At 63.7% G+C, this 16,526-nt stretch carries 15 protein-coding genes; 5 read left to right on the top strand and 10 right to left on the bottom strand.

Going from position 1 to position 16,526, the window contains the following annotated elements; all coding sequences use genetic code 11:
• The first annotated feature begins 88 nt into the window (after positions 1-88).
• From KI609_RS11495 to upp, 4 genes are all read left to right on the top strand, one after another.
• The gene (locus KI609_RS11495) at positions 89-901 is read left to right on the top strand and encodes a glycine-rich domain-containing protein (protein ID WP_226443365.1); all 813 of its coding nucleotides are present in this window, start codon (positions 89-91) and stop codon (positions 899-901) included.
• A 173-nt stretch (positions 902-1,074) separates the two neighbouring features.
• Positions 1,075-1,917: an enoyl-CoA hydratase-related protein gene (locus KI609_RS11490; RefSeq protein WP_226443363.1), complete on the top strand. Its 843-nt coding sequence runs from the start codon at positions 1,075-1,077 to the stop codon at positions 1,915-1,917.
• A gap of 201 nt (positions 1,918-2,118) precedes the next feature.
• The gene (locus KI609_RS11485; protein ID WP_226443361.1) at positions 2,119-3,111 is read left to right on the top strand and encodes a threo-3-hydroxy-L-aspartate ammonia-lyase; all 993 of its coding nucleotides are present in this window, start codon (positions 2,119-2,121) and stop codon (positions 3,109-3,111) included.
• 185 nt (positions 3,112-3,296) lie between these two features.
• Positions 3,297-3,941, top strand: a complete 645-nt coding sequence (upp, locus tag KI609_RS11480; RefSeq protein ID WP_226443359.1) for a uracil phosphoribosyltransferase — start codon at positions 3,297-3,299, stop codon at positions 3,939-3,941.
• A gap of 126 nt (positions 3,942-4,067) precedes the next feature.
• On the opposite strand, the gene KI609_RS11475 is transcribed toward upp, so the two are convergent.
• From KI609_RS11475 to KI609_RS11445, 7 genes are all read right to left on the bottom strand, one after another.
• Positions 4,068-4,463, bottom strand: a complete 396-nt coding sequence (locus KI609_RS11475; RefSeq protein WP_226443357.1) for a VOC family protein — start codon at positions 4,461-4,463, stop codon at positions 4,068-4,070.
• A 310-nt stretch (positions 4,464-4,773) separates the two neighbouring features.
• A complete protein-coding gene (locus tag KI609_RS11470) occupies positions 4,774-5,994 on the bottom strand; it encodes a GGDEF domain-containing protein (protein ID WP_226443355.1) in 1,221 nt (406 codons plus the stop codon).
• Between the two features lie 261 nt (positions 5,995-6,255).
• Positions 6,256-7,542 (bottom strand): hypothetical protein, encoded by a 1,287-nt coding sequence (locus KI609_RS11465; RefSeq protein WP_226443353.1) that lies wholly within the window; start codon positions 7,540-7,542, stop codon positions 6,256-6,258.
• A 170-nt stretch (positions 7,543-7,712) separates the two neighbouring features.
• A complete protein-coding gene (locus KI609_RS11460; protein ID WP_226443351.1) occupies positions 7,713-8,480 on the bottom strand; it encodes a hypothetical protein in 768 nt (255 codons plus the stop codon).
• A gap of 105 nt (positions 8,481-8,585) precedes the next feature.
• Positions 8,586-9,176: a hypothetical protein gene (locus KI609_RS11455; RefSeq protein ID WP_226443349.1), complete on the bottom strand. Its 591-nt coding sequence runs from the start codon at positions 9,174-9,176 to the stop codon at positions 8,586-8,588.
• Positions 9,173-9,475, bottom strand: a complete 303-nt coding sequence (locus tag KI609_RS11450) for a DnaJ domain-containing protein (protein ID WP_226443347.1) — start codon at positions 9,473-9,475, stop codon at positions 9,173-9,175. The genes KI609_RS11455 and KI609_RS11450 overlap by 4 nt, the downstream gene beginning before the upstream one ends.
• A gap of 262 nt (positions 9,476-9,737) precedes the next feature.
• A complete protein-coding gene (locus KI609_RS11445) occupies positions 9,738-10,451 on the bottom strand; it encodes a YebC/PmpR family DNA-binding transcriptional regulator (protein WP_226443345.1) in 714 nt (237 codons plus the stop codon).
• Between the two features lie 361 nt (positions 10,452-10,812).
• Here KI609_RS11445 and KI609_RS11440 point away from each other — a divergent pair, with 361 nt between their 5' ends.
• Positions 10,813-12,042, top strand: coding sequence for a nucleoside recognition domain-containing protein (locus KI609_RS11440; RefSeq protein ID WP_226443343.1), 1,230 nt, complete (start codon positions 10,813-10,815; stop codon positions 12,040-12,042).
• A 208-nt stretch (positions 12,043-12,250) separates the two neighbouring features.
• Here the strand turns inward: KI609_RS11440 and KI609_RS11435 are convergent, their stop codons facing one another.
• From KI609_RS11435 to sbcB, 3 genes are all read right to left on the bottom strand, one after another.
• A complete protein-coding gene (locus tag KI609_RS11435; protein ID WP_226450103.1) occupies positions 12,251-13,576 on the bottom strand; it encodes a protein kinase domain-containing protein in 1,326 nt (441 codons plus the stop codon).
• Positions 13,577-13,619: 43 nt separating this feature from the next.
• A complete protein-coding gene (locus tag KI609_RS11430) occupies positions 13,620-14,870 on the bottom strand; it encodes a cystathionine gamma-synthase family protein (protein ID WP_226450101.1) in 1,251 nt (416 codons plus the stop codon).
• Positions 14,871-15,032: 162 nt separating this feature from the next.
• A complete protein-coding gene (gene sbcB, locus KI609_RS11425) occupies positions 15,033-16,475 on the bottom strand; it encodes an exodeoxyribonuclease I (RefSeq protein WP_226450099.1) in 1,443 nt (480 codons plus the stop codon).
• Positions 16,476-16,526: the final 51 nt, after the last annotated feature.

Here is a 16,526-nt window from a genome sequence, read left to right as displayed (position 1 = left end):
AACGATCTGGCCACACCCAAAAATCAGTCACAAATTAGTCATCTATCTGTCGTGAAATCGCCATACACAACAACAAAAAGGAGGGACGATGAAACGATTCGAACAGGGATTGCTGCGGTTGGGCGACAAGGCCATGCTGCTAGCCATCGCCGGGTGGATGGTGGCCATTGGCGGCTTTTTTGCGGGAGCCTGGCGCATTCGCGGGGTATGGGTTCTGTACTTCGTTGCCACCGTGGTCATCACTGCGCTGGTCATCCAGTGGACCACGGCGGTACGCCAGCGCACCATTCGCGAAGCCCCCCTGCCCCGCTTTCTGCAGCGCAAGCTGCGCGAAACCTACCCCCACCTGAGCACCCGCGACTGTGAGCTGGTGGAACGCGGCCTGCGCCAGTTCTTCATGGCCTGCCTGCGCAGCAACCAGCAGTTTGTGGCCATGCCCTCCAAGGCGGTCGATGCGCTGTGGCACGAATTCATCCTGCACACGCAGGCGTACAAACTGTGGTGCCAGAACGCACTGGGTTTCTTCTTGCACCACACACCCGCCGAGGCGCTGGGCCACAAGGCGCGCCACAACGACGGCCTGCGCCGCTGCTGGTACTGGGTGTGCAAGGAAGAATCCATCGACCCCAAGGCGCCCAGCCGCCTGCCCCTGCTGTTTGCACTGGACGCCAAGTTCGCGATTGCCGGAGGCTTCAGCTACGTGCCCGACTGCTCCGACATCGCCCGCAAGAGCGACGCGGGCGGCAGCGGCGGCGACAGCTACTGCGGCACCAGTTTTTCGGACGGCAGCTACAGCGGCAGCTCGGGCGACTTTGGCGGCGCCGAAAGTTCGGATGCAGGCAGCGACGGCGGCGGGGATGGCGGGGGCGATGGAGGCGGTTGTGGCGGCGGCGGGGACTGAGGGGCTGAGAACGGGGTCGGTGTCAGCCCCCGTGGGTCGGCCATCCCATCGAACCCAAAAACTCCTGCTTTCATAGCTACCAGCGCTTTATACATAAGCGCTAGAGGCCAAAAACACCCAAAGTCACCCAGGCGACGACCTGGCCTGCGTTCACCGGTCTACAGTGGTACCCCATGAACACCCTCACCTGCTTTTCCCTCAGCATCACCGACCATGTGGCCCATCTGGTTCTGAACAAACCCGAGGCCATGAACACCATGCACCCCACCTTCTGGCGCGAGCTGGACATGGTGCTGGCCCAGCTGCACCAGGCGGGCGAGGCGCGGGCGCTGGTCATCAGCAGCACCGGCAAACATTTCAGCGCAGGCATGGCGCTGGAGACCTTCGGCGGCGCCATCACCATGGACGACCAGAGCCCCGAGGGCCGGGCCGCCATCTTCGACCTGCTGACCGACATGCAGGCCACCTTCACCCGCATCGACAACCTGCGCATCCCCGTGATCATGGCCATACATGGCGGTTGCATCGGCGGCGCGGTGGACATGGTCACGGCGGGCTGCATCCGCTACGCGACGGCCGACGCGTTCTTCTGCATCCAGGAGATCAACATCGGCATGGTAGCCGACGTGGGCACGCTGCAACGCCTGCCCAAACTCATCCCGCTGGGCGTGGTCAAGGAGCTGGCCTATACCGGCCGCCGCCTGAGCGCGGCCAAGGCCCTCGACTACGGCCTGGTCAACGAGGTGTTCGACACGCAGGAGGCCATGCTGGCCGCCGCCTTGCAGTGTGCCAAAGAGATCGCGTCCAAACCCCCCGTGGCCATCTGGGGCACCAAGCAGGCTGTGAACTACGCCCGCGACCACAGCGTCGAAGACAGTCTGCGCCAGATGGGCTGGCTGCAAGGCGCCATCTGGAGCAACCAGCATGTGCGCGAATCGGTCGCGGCCATGAAGCAAAAACGCGGAGGGGATTTCCCGGCGTTGGCACCATTGCGCCGGTTCAGCGAATTGGGCTGAACGGCCGACCCATGGGATGGCCACTCTGCCGACCACGCATTGTCAGTAACACCGCAGGCCGCCCGCGGAACATCAAAATTCATAGCTGCTAGCGCTTGATACACAAGCGCTAGAGGCTATTTTTGCTTGAATAGACGCGGCAGACGGCTATCATGAGGCACCAGGGGCCAGCGTGCGCCCCGGCACACAGGGACGCCACCAATGACCTTGCCCAGCCTCACACTGCCCACCTACGAAGACGTGGTCACCGCCGCCCAGCGCCTCTCCGGCAAAGCGCACCGCACACCCGTGCAGCGAAGCGCTCACATGGAAGAGCGCCTGGGTGCCAAGCTGTTCTTCAAATGCGAGAACATGCAGCGCACGGGCGCCTTCAAGTTTCGCGGCGCCTACAACGCTCTGGCCCAATTCAGCGACGCGCAGCGTGAGGGGGGCGTGCTCACCTTCTCGGCAGGCAACCACGCGCAGGCAATTGCACTGTCGGCGCGCCTGCTGGACATGCCCGCGCTCGTGGTGATGCCGGAAGACGCCGCCCATTCCAAGATGGCGGCCACGCGTGAATACGGCGCTCAGGTCGTCACCTACAACCGCCATACCGAGGACCGTGAGGCCATCAGCCGCCAGTTGGCCCAGGAGCGTGGCATGACGCTGGTGCCCCCGTTCGATCACGCCCACGTCATTGCAGGCCAGGGCACCGCTGCCCTTGAGCTGCTGCAAGAAGTGCCCGATCTGGACTATCTCTTCGTCAGTCTGGGGGGCGGTGGCCTGCTGTCGGGCAGCCTGCTGGCAGCGCAGGCGCTCGCGCCGCACTGCAAGGTCATCGGGGTCGAACCCGCAACCGCCAACGACGCCCAACAGTCGCTGCACGCCGGGCACATCGTGCGCATTGCGCACCCGCAAACCATTGCCGATGGCGCCCAGGCCCAGGCACTGGGCGACCTGACCTTTCCCATCATTCGCGACCACGCGGAAGACATCATCACCGTCAGCGACCAGCAACTGATCGAGGCCCTGCGGTTTTTTGCCGAGCGCATGAAGATCGTTGTCGAACCCACCGGCGCCCTCGCCTTTGCCGGTGCGCAGGCGTTTTCGGGTGAAGACGATGGGGCCAGGCTGCTGCAGGGCGAGCGCGTGGGCATCATCATCAGCGGCGGCAATGTGGACCTGGCCCGATACTCACGGTTTCTGGCAGATTAAACATTCTCCCCCCCCGATGCGACTACGTCGCCGCCCCCTCAGGGGGCGGCCCCAGCGGCCCGGCAAAGCCGGTTCCGCGGGGCCACTGGCGTTGGACCGCTCCAGTTTCCACGCCCAGAGGGCGAAGGGGCGTCAAAATACGGCCACCGCTATTCATTCACCCCCTGCAGACCAAAGGCCGCGCCATGAGCACCGCTACCAACAACAACGTCACCGTCATCACCCACCCCCTCGTCCAGCACAAGCTCACGCTGATGCGCAGAAAAGACGCCAGCACCAACAGCTTTCGACGCCTGCTGGGCGAGCTCTCCACGCTGATGGCCTATGAAGTCACGCGCGACATGCCCTTGCAGGATTTCGAGATCGAAACTCCGCTGGAGACCATGACTGGCAAGGTCATTGATGGAAAAAAACTCGTGCTCGTGTCGATCCTGCGTGCCGGCAACGGCTTTCTGGACGGCATGCTCAACGTGGTGCCCGGCGCGCGCGTGGGCCACATCGGCCTGTACCGCGACCCGGCTACGCTGCAGCCCGTGGAGTACTACTTCAAGATGCCGTCTGAAATGGAAGAGCGCGACATCATCGTGGTCGATCCCATGCTGGCCACCGGCAACTCGGCCGCCGCTGCCGTGGCCCGGCTCAAGCAGCTCAAGCCCCGCTCCGTCAAGTTCGTGTGCCTGCTGGCCGCGCCCGAAGGCATCGCCACCCTGCAAAAGGCGCACCCCGATGTGCCGATCTTCACGGCGGCCATCGACCGCGAGCTCAGCGAACACGGCTACATCCTGCCGGGGCTGGGGGATGCGGGCGACCGGATTTTTGGCACCAAATAGACTGATCGCTACGGCCACCGGGCCAATCAAAGGCAGGCGGGCATCCCGGCGTGGAGCGCGCTGCGATGCAGCACGGCCCCGCGCCAGGCAGCCCCTCCATGCGCCTTGAAAGATGGGCTTTTTTGTTCAGACCGCTGGCGGTGGCCCCATCGGCGTGCACAGCTCGACCAGTGCGCCGTTGATGTCCGCCACGTAGGCCACCGTCTGGCCCCAAGGCATCTGAGCGGGGGCCTGCACCGTGCGGGCACCGGCATCCACAGCGCGCTGCACGGCGGCGGCCACATCGGGGGTGGTGAACGCGATCTCGAAAGTGGGGGCATCAGCCGATGTGCGCTGAGGGTTCTTGCCCAGCTCAGCCATCAAACGCAGCGACGAAAAGGCCAGCGCAGTGGCGCCCGTGTCCAGCTCGCCATAGTCGCCCGCTTCGTGCACGAAGCGACGCTGGAAGCCGAATGCAGACTCATAGAAGGCGATGGTTTTGAGAACATCTTCGACGTAGACAATCGTGTAGCTGAATTGCATGCCGCGTTCCTTGGAAACAAAGGGGTGAAATCTATCGCAGGCGCCACGGTGCAGGCACCGCGGGCCATCTCCCGCTTGAGATCTAGATAGCCGACAACATCCTCACCCGGCGACCACGCCGACGCGTTTCAATCTATAAAAAAATAGGCTCTAGCACTTATTGGATAAGCGTCAACAGCTATATTTTTTATAGCAAAAAGCGATAACATCAATGCCATGCAGAGCCCCGTATGACGCCCCTGCGTGGCTCTGCGACGGCTCTGCGACGGCGATAGTCAGCGCGTCGGCAGCGGTCCGCCTCGCCGCCCCATCAGTGGCTGGCAGATAACGGCAGGCTGGCCGGGGCCACATCGCCCGCAGGCCGGTGCGGGGCACAGGGCGCAGACGACACCATTTCGACCCGATTGCGTCCCCGCTGTTTGGCGAGATACATGGCTTCGTCCGCCCGCTGCAACACGGTTTCAGGCGCCTCAACGCCCTGGGTCAGAGCCACGCCCACGCTCACCGTTATCGCGATGGGCCGTGCGGAATCTGCCGCACAGGGGCTCGCCTCCAGCAGTGCACGCAGGCGCTCTGCAACCGCCAGGGCGCCAACGCCATCGGCATTGGGCAAGAAGATGGCGAATTCTTCGCCCCCGATCCGCCCCATCACGTCTTCGTTGCGCAGGCACTGCTGGGCCACGTTGACAAAGTGCCGCAGCACCGCGTCTCCACCCTGGTGGCCTCGGGTGTCGTTGACTTGCTTGAAATGGTCGAGATCGAGCACCAGCACGGGCAATGGTTTGCGCACGCGCTGGGCATTGCTGAGGGCCTTGTCCAGCAGCGTAAGGAACGCGCGCCGGTTGAACACACTGGTCAGGGGGTCTACCTCTGCCAGGTGCCGCAGCTCGTTGGTGATGAATTCATTGATCAACATGACCGTGCCAAAACCAATCAGCACCAGTGTGACGATGGATTCAAGAACCACGATGGACGACAGGGATGAGGGCAGCGATGAATCACCTTGCAGCGCGAGCAATTTGAAGGCCAAGGGCCGCATGAGCACAAAAATGCCATGCGCGCAGAGCATCCCCCCAAACAGATAGCGCATGGGCACCCGGTGGAACCCGCCACGCACCAGCGTATGCGCTGTCAGCAAAAAGAACACCCCGGAAAACAACCCCGCCATCACAAACCGCGCGCCCGGGTTTGGCTGGACATCGGTGAAATAGACCGACGCGCCCACCAGCCCCGCCAGCGCCAGCGCGGCGTATCCACGGGGTATGGGTGCGCGCCCCATATAAGCCCTGCTGCCCAGCCAGCACAGGTAGCCCGTCAGCGCGATAGCCACCTGGGCAAGCACCACCGACACCACCTCGGGCACCGGGCCGCGCACCAGCAGGTTGCAGCAAAACACCGCCGCGCTCAGAAACGAAAACACCCAGTACCGCAGCCCGGGGATGTGGCGATTGAAATGCCAGACGGCGTAAAGCACCGCAGTCACCAAGGACGACAGCACGGCCGCCAAAACGATCAACGTGGGGCTATGCACAGGGGCGTATCAACCATAAAAAGAAGAGGCAACGTCAAGGCTGACAATTTAACGCAGGGCAGTACAAAGCGGGGGGCTGGCGAGAGGTGAATGGAGAGGCCCAAGCGCTGCATCCCTTCGTTGCCTGCAAATGCCAGCAAACCAATCGACCCACCGCCCCGTTCCCTGAGCGACGTGATGACATGTCACGCGCCCTGTGCATGTTAACCACCCAGCACCGCGTCACAATGACAGCGCTTGTTCATGCTGTTGCATAGGTGCCTATTCCTGCACATGGCATTCACGGCGCAGCAGCGCCAGCGCATCGTGCAACTGGTAGTCCATGTCGCTGAGCAGGGTCCCCAGCGCATCCTGGAGAAACCCGTTCCACAGGGCGATGTAGTCCTGCTCGTGCACGCCGGGTGCATGGCCGCGGATGAAGTCGAGCACCAGTTCCGGTTGCAACCCGTTTTTGCGCATCTTGCGCACCAGGCTTGCTGCGGTTTTCTCGGTGAGCAGCGTCTTTTTGGGTGCGCCTGCAGCCAGGCACAAAAACAGCGTGAGCAGCGAATGCTCGTCGTCATTGCCCTGCACGGTCTTCACCCAGGTTTTGCTCGCCGGTTGCGGTGGCTCGTCCTGCGGCTCCAGATCGTCGAGGCTGCGGTGGTAGTCATCCACCTCGGCCAGGGGGTCGTCGAGCAGAAAATAGCGCGCGCGAAAGCTGCTGGTGGGGCGCAATAGCGGGCGCAGCGGCGTGGTGGTCTCCAGCAGACGCGGCAGCTCGGCCAGCACGGTGGCGCACTGGGCTTGCAAGGGGCCTTGCAGCTCGGCGGGCAGGCCGGGCGGCAAACGCAGTTGTGCGGGGGCCGCGTGTTTCTTCTTGCGCAAGGCCACCACCTGCTTCTCCAACGACACGGCATTGGGCCATTCGCCCAGCGCCATGGCCTTGGGTGCCAGGGCTTGCATGAGCAACCCGGTACGGATCACCGCCTCGGCGTCGGCGCCTGCGGCTTCGAGCTCATCGCTGTCCAGGTCGTATTGCTCGGCAAGCCATTGGGCGGCGTCCATGGCCTGCGCGATCTGGCTGCGGCGAGCCAGCTCAACGCGGTAGTCGGCATGGCTGCGCAGCGACCAAACGGCCAGCAAGGGGGTTTCGGCATCGGCATAACCGGCCATGCCGAAGTTGCTGCTCTCGGGCATGGCGATCAGGCGCTTGAGCATGTCAGAGCCGCCCTTGGAACGCGACAGGAATGAATGGTCGCGCAGGGAGACGGCGGCTTTGTGAAGGTCGCCATCCGTGGTGTCCAGCAGGTACAGGCTGATGAGGTTCACCATGCGGTCGCGCGCCTTTTCCAGCTCGGGCCGCAGGAACTCGCTGCCAAAGTACCGCGCAATCTGCACCATGCCTTTGGGCGCATCGGTGTCGATGGCCGCGAGCCGTTCGGCATCGACGATGCCGTGCTGCACGCCATATACCAGCGCCTTTTCAAAGAACGGGCGGGCGTCGTGGAGTTGCAGGGCGTTAGCGCCCGCTGGCAAATCAGAAGCTGTCGTAGGGGACAAGGTCATGCAGGTACTCCATCACGTTGCGCGTTACTCATGCCCTTTGCAACGGGCGCGGCCCCAACCAGGACCGCCGAGCAAGGGCCGCCCCGCAGCGAGGGCGGTGTCCCCCTTCCCGAATGGCGCAGCCATTCGAGAGAAGGGGGAAGGCGCAAAGCGCCTCAGGGGGTTGTTCTCTAGATCGCAGACTCTTCGTCCGATGCACGGGCCGCGGGCGTGGCCTTGCCCCGGTCGGTGTCGCTGGTCTCGAATTTGCCATCGTTCTCGTCGGCGGGCTCTTCACCATCTTCCTGACCCAGGTCGAACGCACGGGCCTTGGCGCGCAGCACCAGCAGGGTTTCAATGAACAGGTCGCGGCATTCATAGCGCAGCAGCCAGGCCATGTGCATCCAGTCGCGGTCGGCCACCTCATCGAGGTCGATGCGCGGCTGCACGTAGCCCGAGGCCAGCAACTCATCATCGGTGAGTGTGGGGCCGTAGTCTTCGGTGGCGTCAAAGGTGCCGGTGCGGGCAAACGCCTCCACGCGGCTCCACTTCTCGGCAAAGTAGTTGGCCAGGGCTTCGCTGCCGCCTTCAAGCTCGCCAATGGCGGTGAGAAATTCCACCGGGTCGGCGTCGTCACGAAACACCACGGCGTTGACCATGTTGCGCAGATGCTGGTGGGTAAGGTCTTTGTATTGCTTTTCAAGCACCATCGCACGCGCAAACTGCTCGGGGGTGACCAGCAGGTTCACCACCGACGCCTTGGAATCGTCGTACTCGCGCATCACGGCCAGGATGTCTTTGGGCGCGAGCTGGTCCAGCACCACCATGAGCGCGTTGTCGCCATCGGTGTCGGCCAGTTCGGCCAGCGCCGACTCGGCACCCACGATGTCACCGGCCGCGATGAGGCTGGTGGTTTTGGTGATCAGGGCCAGATGGCTGTTGGTGCTGCTATTGCTCATGGTCGGTCTCTTTGGGTGGTGGGGTTGCACAGCGCCCATGGGCACTGTGCAAGGCGCACAAACGGTGCACGCCGCCGGGGTGACGGCGAACAGCAACGCAAAGCTTCAATCCTTGCGGTCAAAACCTGCGTCGGCCAGCCAGTTGGAGCTCGCCTCGTCGCGGGTGCGGCTGTTGCTGGGCTCTGTGGCATCGTCGGCGCTGAGCGTATTGAAATCGTCGTCGTGCTCAAGCGCATCTTCGCCATCGGCGCCCTCTTGCGCGTGATCGCCATCGGCATGCAGGGCCGATGCCGCATGGGCCGCCATGCGCGCATGCATGTGCAGATATTCGAGCCCGGCGGCCACGGTCATGAAACGTGCGCCTTGTGGTTCACGCAGCACCGTTTGTGCCAGGCTCTGGGCCCAGGGCTCCAGGGCCACGGCGTGTGCAATCTCTTGCCAGTCTGGCAGACCGTCGACCGGCAAGCCCAGCACACGTTCTATCGCAGCGGGTTTGGTGAAACGAAAACCGTGGTGAAACACCACCGCCACCATTTCGGGCGCCAGCTCCATCATCTGCACCAGAAACGCGATTTCGTTGCGCTTTTCGGCCAGCCGCTTGCGCAGCACATCCTTGCCTTCGGAGTCGGAAAGCAGATCGTCGAGTTCGGCCTGATAGGCCGAGCGCAGGTCATGAAAGTAGGGAGAAATTTTCACTGAGATGAAGAGGAAGATGAGGAAAGAATGTTTCTGGAATAGGTCTGCCAGATCTCTTGAGCAGTCTGCAGCGGGTCATCGAGCAGGTTGCGGCGGCGGTTGTCGTCGTAGGCTTGCCGTGCCGTGTCGTCTGACAGCACTTCATAGGCCTTTTGCACCGCCTGAAAGCGCAGCGCGGCGTCGTGGGCGTCGTTACGGTCGGGGTGGTAGAACGAGGCTTTCTGGCGAAACGCCTTCTTGATGTCCGCCAGCGTGGCATGGGCCGACACCCCGAGGGCGGCGTAGTGGTCTGCAGTCATGGCATGAAGAAGGAGTGAACGCCGTCTGAGGGCCGGCCTTGCGCACAACCCCAAGCGCTAAAGCGCATGAAAGTCGGACGTACGGAGGCTGTAGAAAGAGCGTGGAAATTGGAGGAGCAGCAGAAAAAGGAGATAGCGCCAGAGGAGAAAGAGCCGGAAGCTGAAGGCGACGTGCCACAGGGGCGATCGTTACCACCACGGCCCACGGGCGCCCGCCCAGATGTGCGCTGCGCCCGCAAGCGGCCGTGGTGTTTCGTTTTCGTCAACCGCCCAGGCTCACATAAACGTTTTGCACATCGTCATTGCCGTCGATGGCCGCCAGAAAGCTCTCGACTTCTTCGAGCTGTTCGGCGCTCAGGCTGGCGGGGTCGACGGGGGTTTTGGGCTTGTAGCCCAGCTTGGCCGACAACACCGTAAAACCATGCGCCGGCAACGCGCGGCTGACGAGGTCGAGCTCGGTCGGGTCGGTCCAGAACGTGGTGTAGCCCTCTTCGTCGCCCGGCTCGCAGTCTTGCGCACCGGCTTCGATAGCGGCTTCTTCAGGGTCGGCACCGGCCACGGCAGGCTCGGCTTCGATGATGCCGACATGGTCAAAATCCCAGGCCACCGAACCCGAGGTGCCCAACTGCCCCTTGCGAAACAACACGCGCATTTCGGGGGCCGTGCGTTTGACGTTGTCGGTCAGGCACTCGACCATCACGGCCACCTGGTGGGGCGCAAAACCTTCGTAGATCACCCGCTCGTAGCTCACGGCATCGGCACCCGTGCCCGAACCCTTTTTGATGGCACGCTCGAGCGTGTCTTTGGGCATGGACGCCTTGCGGGCCTGCTCCACCACCAGACGCAACTTGGAATTGCTGGCCGGATCAGCCCCGCCGCGCGCCGCGACGGTGATTTCCTTGACCAGCTTGCCAAACAGCTTGCCCCTGGCATCGGCGACCAGCGCCTTGCCCTTTGCTTTCCACTGTGCGCCCATGATGGATCTCTTTTCCTTAATGTGTTGGCGCTGCGAAGCGCCGGTTTTTTGATATGTATCACCGGAACCATGCCTGCGCAAAAGCACAAAACCGGCGCAAAAAGGGCGCCGGGCACGATGGAACCGAACCCTCTAGATTACCACTGTGGGCAGTTTGGGCCCCAGCCGCGCCTGAAAACCGTCCTGCCGCCATCGCTGCCCTGTGTCGACCCATGTGTCGGCCTATATCTCGGCCCCTCTTCCTACTCAAAGTCACACCGTCACGCCGCCCTGCCCGCCGGGCGCGGTAACCTTAGAGCCTGTTCAAAGGCAATGCGTTCTTGTTTCCTCCCCCTATTCGCCTTCACCCGGTAACTGATTGATGCTCAATACCCTGTGGCTGGGATTTTTTATCGTCGCCGCCGTGGCAGCGTTGGCGCAATGGCTGGTGGGCGGCAACGCCCAGGTTTTTGCGGCCATGGTCGAAGCCCTTTTTGGCATGGCCAAGCTGTCGGTCGAGGTGATGGTGCTGCTGTTTGGCACGCTGACGCTGTGGCTGGGGTTTTTGCGCATCGCCGAAAAGGCCGGCATCGTCAACGCACTGGCGCGGGCTCTGGCGCCCCTCTTCACGCGGCTGATGCCCGGCGTGCCCCGCGGCCATCCGGCGCTGGGCCTGATGACGCTGAACTTTGCCGCCAATGCCCTGGGGCTGGACAACGCAGCCACGCCCATTGGCCTCAAGGCCATGCGAGCGCTGCAAGAGCTCAACCCCGAGCCCGCAACGGCCACCAACGCACAGATCCTTTTTCTGGTGCTCAACGCATCGTCGCTCACGCTGCTGCCGGTGACCATTTTCATGTACCGCATGCAACAGGGCGCCCCCGACCCCACGCTGGTGTTCCTGCCGATCCTGCTGGCCACCTCGGCGTCCACGCTGGTCGGCCTGGTCAGCGTGGCGGTGGTCCAGCGGCTGCCACTGCTCAGCCCCGTAGTGCTGGCTTATCTGCTGCCGGTGGGGCTGCTTCTGGCGGGGTTCATGGCCCTGCTCTCCACCATCAGTGGCGCGGCGCTGGCACAGCTGTCATCGCTGCTGGGCAACCTCACCCTTTTTGCGCTCGTTCTGGCGTTTGTGGTGATAGGCGCTTGGCGCAAGGTGGCCGTGTACGAAGCCTTCATCGAAGGCGCTCGCGAAGGTTTTGATGTCGCCAAAAACCTGCTCCCCTATCTGGTGGCCATGTTGTGTGCCGTGGGCGTGCTGCGTGCGTCGGGGGGCCTCGCGTATTTGCTGGACGGCATTCGCTGGTGCGTGGAACACGTGGGCATGGACACCCGGTTTGTGGACGCCATGCCCACCGCATTGGTCAAGCCGTTTTCGGGCAGCGCTGCGCGCGCCATGCTGATCGAGACCATGCAAACCTATGGCGTGGACAGCTTCCCCGCCCTGGTGGCCGCCACCGTGCAAGGGAGCACCGAAACCACGTTCTACGTGCTGGCCGTGTACTTTGGAGCGGTGGGCATCCAGCGCGTGCGACACGCTATCCCCTGCGCGCTGGTGGCCGAGTTGGCGGGAGTGCTGGCGGCCATTGGGGTCTGCTACTGGTTTTTTGGCTGAATTCTGCAAAGGCGCCGCCACGAAAAGGGCCTGCATGCGGCGCAGTATCGGCGCGATGGCATGGACGATGGCATGGGCCTGCACGAGCGGGATGCCAGCGCGCGTGTCTTAAGCGCCTATTCAAAGAGACCGCAGCCCACGACGCGCCGATTTATTTGAACGAAAATACCCGCCAGCGCTTATGCGGCAAGCGCTAGCAGCTATCAATTCAAGAGTGAATTGGCGGTGCCGCCACCAGATCCCATTCAGCCACCTGCTCGTTGGTGGCCACCAGGCGCCCCACCAGCAGCTTGATGAAGGCCTTGTCAAAACACGACTGCAGGGCCTCGGACGCACCACGCAATGCTGGGTTGCGCACCTTGAGCACCAGCACCTCGGTCTCGGCCACGGCGGTGGCGGTGCGCACGGGGGATTCGGGGCGCAGAAAGGTCATTTCACCAAAGGTCACGCCCGCATCCAGCGTGCACAGCTGCCAGTTCTGGCGGTGAATGCCCACCTGGCCCTCAATAAGGATGCAGAACGAATCGCCCACCGCGCCCTCGCTCATCAGCGCGGTGCCGCGTGGCACGCGGCGCCAGTGGCCCAGGCGCATCAACTCCCACAGCGCCACATCGTGAAAGCCGGCAAAGAACGGCAGTGCGCGCAAGCGCGTAAAACGTTCGGTCTCGGTGTCTTGCGATTTCTGGCGCGGCAGGCTGCGCGAGATGGCGATCAAGGCGTTCGCCCAGTCCTCCCACTGCGCAAAGCGCTCTTGTGGCGCCTTGGCCAGCGCGCGCAGCACAAAAGCATCGACCTCGGCCGGCAACGAGGCGCGCAGCAGGCCGGGGGCGGTGGGCTCCTCGTGGCCGATACGGTACAGCGTGGCAAAGTCGGAGTCCCCATCAAAAGGCCGCCGGCCCGTGAGCAACTCATACAGCACCACCCCGAGGGAGAACATGTCGCTGTGGTGCGTGAGATCTTGTTCGCGCACCTGCTCGGGCGACATGTACGAGGGTGACCCCACCAGGCCCGCCAGTTGGGTGGCCTCGCTGCGCAGCGACAGTGCGGCGCCAAAGTCCGTGAGCTTGACGTTGCCATCCCGCGCGAGCAACAGGTTGGCGGGTTTGATGTCCCGGTGCACCAGGCCTTCGCGGTGGGCGTATTCGAGCGCATTGCCGCACTTGAAGGCGATGTCCAGCACCTGGGACACCGGCAGCAGGGTGTCTGGCGTGGCAAAGTCTGACAGCGGCCGACCGTCCACATACTCCAGCACGAGATAGGGCGGCTGCGCCTCTTCATCGGCATCCAGCAACCGCACGATGTGGGGGTGGCGCAAGCGCCCCGACAAGGCCGCTTCATTGTGCAGGAGCTTGCGGTAGCGCTCGGCCTGGCCTGGCTGCTGCAGCAAGTGCGCGTGGGTCTGCTTGATGGCTACCCTGCGGCCCCGAAAGCCATCCAGCGCCAGATAAACCACCCCGCTCGCCCCCCGCCCCAGCTCCCGTTCGATGCGGTATTTGCCAATAGTGGCCGGTGGTGCCGAGGAGGGATTGACCATGGCCGGGCTCCATCAGGATGAAGGGACAAGAAACGCTGTTCGGCTAGGAACAATCGGCCAGGGCCTGCTCGAAATCTGCCAGCAGGTCTTCCACCTCCTCCAGCCCCACCGACAGGCGGATCATGCTTTCGGCAATGCCCATGGTGGCGCGCACCGCAGGGCCCGCCTCCCAAAAGATGGTGTGGGCCACAGGGATGATGAGCGTGCGGGTGTCGGCCAGGCCCGTGGCCTTGATGGGCAACCGCAGGCGGTTGCACACGGCCAGGCACTGCGCCGGATCGCGCAGCTCAAACGACAGCAGCCAGGAGCCGGCCTTGAGGTGTTTGCGCGCCCGCTCATGCTGCGGGTGAGACGGCAGCATGGGGTACAGCACCCTGGCGATGGCAGGGTGCTGCTCCAGCCACTGGGCCAGTACCAGTGCCGTGGCGCTGGTGCGGTCCATGCGCAATGCCAAGGTTTCGGCGCCCACCGCCAACTGGTGTGCTGCTTGGGATGACAGCGTGCCACCCATGTCACGCAAACCCTTCTTGCGCAATTGCTGCAGTCCCCAGCCTTTGGGGTCGCCCTTGCGGTAGGGGTCATAGATGTTGGGATAAACCGACCAGTCGAACCGCCCCGTGTCCGTGACCGAGCCCCCCAAGGCATCGCCGTGCCCGCCAATGCTCTTGGTCAGCGAATTGACCACCAGGCCAGCGCCCACCGTGGCCGCGCGAAACAGATACGGAGAGGCCACGGTGTTGTCCACCACATACAGCACACCGCGCTCCTGGCACAGCGTGCCGATGCCCTCCAGATCGGGGATCTGCGTGCCAGGGTTGGCAATGGTCTCCACAAACACCATGCGGGTGTTGGGGCGCAAGGCGGCCGCCACCTGAGCTGCGTCGGTGGCATCGACGGTGGTCACTTCAACGCCCAGATCGGCCAGCGTGCCCAACACGCTGTTGGTGTTGCCAAAGACAAACTGGCTGGCCACCAGGTGGTCGCCCGCCTTCAGCAGCGTCAGAAATACGGCGCAGATGCCAGCCATGCCGGTCGAGAACACGATGGTGCCCTGCCCTTGTTCCATCTGCGTGAGCTTGCCTTCCAGCGCGGCCGTGGTGGGCGTGCCTTGGCGGGCGTAGTTGAAACCGCCTTTCGCGGTGCCCTGAAAGACGGCAATCAGGTCTTCCACCTGGTCGTAGCCGTATTGCACCGAGGTGTGGACGGGCTTGTGGATAGCGCCCTGTTCGGCGCCGCCCAGGCGGTCGGCATGCACGATCTGGGTGGTGAAACGGTGGTTGTGCGGTGTCGTCATAAAAATCTACAGCAGTTTCTACTGGTCTACGTGCAAGGCATGGCGAGGGACACTGGCACGCCCCCATGCCAGCGCACCTGTGGAACTGGCTTTGCCAGGCCTCCGGGTGCATCCCCTTCCCGCGAAGCGAGAGAGGGGGAAGGCGTGCAGCGCCTCAAGGGGTTATCTCTCCGGCGCAACGTGCTCGGCGTAATCGTACAAGGCGCCAAGGATGTCCTGTGCGCGCTCGTCTGCGGTTTCCGACAACGCGTCGATCTCGGAAAAGAGCTGCTCGACCGTGCGTGCGCCCCCCTGGCCGTCAAACAGGCAAGCCGCGCGGTGGGCGTCCCAGCGCTCTTGCTCCTCGGGCGCCAGGGTTTCGGGGTAGTTGCGGGCGCGGTAGCGCCACACCAGCTCGGCCAGGCGCGGGTCGTCAAAGCCGGTGCGGGCCGTGGCCAGCTTGGCCCCGCTCAAGCCACGCAGGTCGTTCAAATGGCGCCGGTCGTTGTTGCCCACAAAACCGCCGTACAAGTCCAGGTCCACATCGGGCGCGGGCTCGGCGGGGCGCGCAAACACGGCGGGCCAGATGCCGCTCATGTCGGGCAGGCTGCGCGCCACCTCGGCATGCTGCGCCGCCTGCGCCAGATCAATGCCCCAGCGCTGCGCGAGCGCGGGGGTGAGCGTGTTCACATTGCCCACCACCATGGGCGACTTGTTCAGGTGGATGGTTTTGATGGGCAGGCGCGTGACGCCGTCGGGCAAGTCCGCTGCGCGGGTGAACATGCGCAGGCGGATATCGTCCACGTTGAGGGTGGCTAGCTCGCTGGGGTCGTGCGCCAGGTCCCAGGCAATCAGCTCGTTCTTGTTGGTGGGGTGGCTGGCCAGCGGCCACATCACACCCAGACAGCCGCGCTCGACGGGGAACATGCCCGACACGTGCAAAAACGGCCGGGCGGTGGCCGCGGTGGCGGGCAGACGCAATTCGGTAGCGACGCGGTCCTTTTTGTGCAGCGCCAGCGCAAAATCGAACAGCTTGGCGTTGTGCTGGCGGATAAGGCGCGCCAATGCGATGGTGGCCCGCACGTCTGACAAGGCATCGTGCGCGGCTTCGTGCAGCAGGCCATTGGCTTTGGAGAGGTGCTCGAGCTTGAAGCTGGGTGCACCGTCGTCTTTCGTGGGCCAGGTGATGCCGTCAGGCCGCAGCGCGTACGTCATGCGCACCACGTCGAGCAGATCCCAGCGGCCGCACTGGTTCTGCCACTCGCGCGCATAGGGATCAATGAGGTTGCGCCAGAACATGAAGCGCGTGATCTCATCGTCAAACCGGATGGTGTTGTAGCCCACCCCGATGGTGCCGGGCTGGGCGAACTCGGACTCGATACGGTTCGCGAAATCCCGCTCTGGCAGGCCTTTTTCAAGGCACAGCTGGGGTGTGATGCCGGTGATGAGGCACGACGCCGGGTCGGGCAGGTAGTCGTTGGCCGGCTGGCAATACATCATCAGCGGCGCGCCGATTTCATTGAGTTCGGCGTCGGTGCGGATGGCGGCAAACTGCGCGGGGCGGTCGCGCCGGGTGTCGGCGCCAAAGGTTTCGTAGTCGTGCCAGAGAAAGGTGTGGGAAGCCATGGGCGACGGGCCAACGAGGGCGGGACAAGAACGATACGGCAAATGTAACCT

The sequence above is a fragment of the Acidovorax radicis genome (assembly GCF_020510705.1).
In the GTDB taxonomy this organism is placed as follows: Bacteria; Pseudomonadota; Gammaproteobacteria; order Burkholderiales; family Burkholderiaceae_C; genus Acidovorax; species Acidovorax radicis_A.
The sequence above is the reverse complement of the archived record's forward strand: the minus strand, read 5'-3'. Positions and strand labels throughout refer to the sequence as shown.

What these genes read in the sequence shown, in the direction of transcription:
- KI609_RS11495 (WP_226443365.1), top strand. Translation starts at nt 89, where the DNA reads ATGAAACGATTCGAACAGGGATTGCTGCGGTTGGGCGACAAGGCCATG.
- KI609_RS11490 (WP_226443363.1), top strand. Translation starts at nt 1,075, where the DNA reads ATGAACACCCTCACCTGCTTTTCCCTCAGCATCACCGACCATGTGGCC.
- KI609_RS11485 (WP_226443361.1), top strand. Translation starts at nt 2,119, where the DNA reads ATGACCTTGCCCAGCCTCACACTGCCCACCTACGAAGACGTGGTCACC.
- upp (WP_226443359.1), top strand. Translation starts at nt 3,297, where the DNA reads ATGAGCACCGCTACCAACAACAACGTCACCGTCATCACCCACCCCCTC.
- KI609_RS11475 (WP_226443357.1), bottom strand. Translation starts at nt 4,463, where the DNA reads ATGCAATTCAGCTACACGATTGTCTACGTCGAAGATGTTCTCAAAACC.
- KI609_RS11465 (WP_226443353.1), bottom strand. Translation starts at nt 7,542, where the DNA reads ATGACCTTGTCCCCTACGACAGCTTCTGATTTGCCAGCGGGCGCTAAC.
- KI609_RS11460 (WP_226443351.1), bottom strand. Translation starts at nt 8,480, where the DNA reads ATGAGCAATAGCAGCACCAACAGCCATCTGGCCCTGATCACCAAAACC.
- KI609_RS11450 (WP_226443347.1), bottom strand. Translation starts at nt 9,475, where the DNA reads ATGACTGCAGACCACTACGCCGCCCTCGGGGTGTCGGCCCATGCCACG.
- KI609_RS11445 (WP_226443345.1), bottom strand. Translation starts at nt 10,451, where the DNA reads ATGGGCGCACAGTGGAAAGCAAAGGGCAAGGCGCTGGTCGCCGATGCC.
- KI609_RS11440 (WP_226443343.1), top strand. Translation starts at nt 10,813, where the DNA reads ATGCTCAATACCCTGTGGCTGGGATTTTTTATCGTCGCCGCCGTGGCA.
- KI609_RS11435 (WP_226450103.1), bottom strand. Translation starts at nt 13,576, where the DNA reads ATGGTCAATCCCTCCTCGGCACCACCGGCCACTATTGGCAAATACCGC.
- KI609_RS11430 (WP_226450101.1), bottom strand. Translation starts at nt 14,870, where the DNA reads ATGACGACACCGCACAACCACCGTTTCACCACCCAGATCGTGCATGCC.
- sbcB (WP_226450099.1), bottom strand. Translation starts at nt 16,475, where the DNA reads ATGGCTTCCCACACCTTTCTCTGGCACGACTACGAAACCTTTGGCGCC.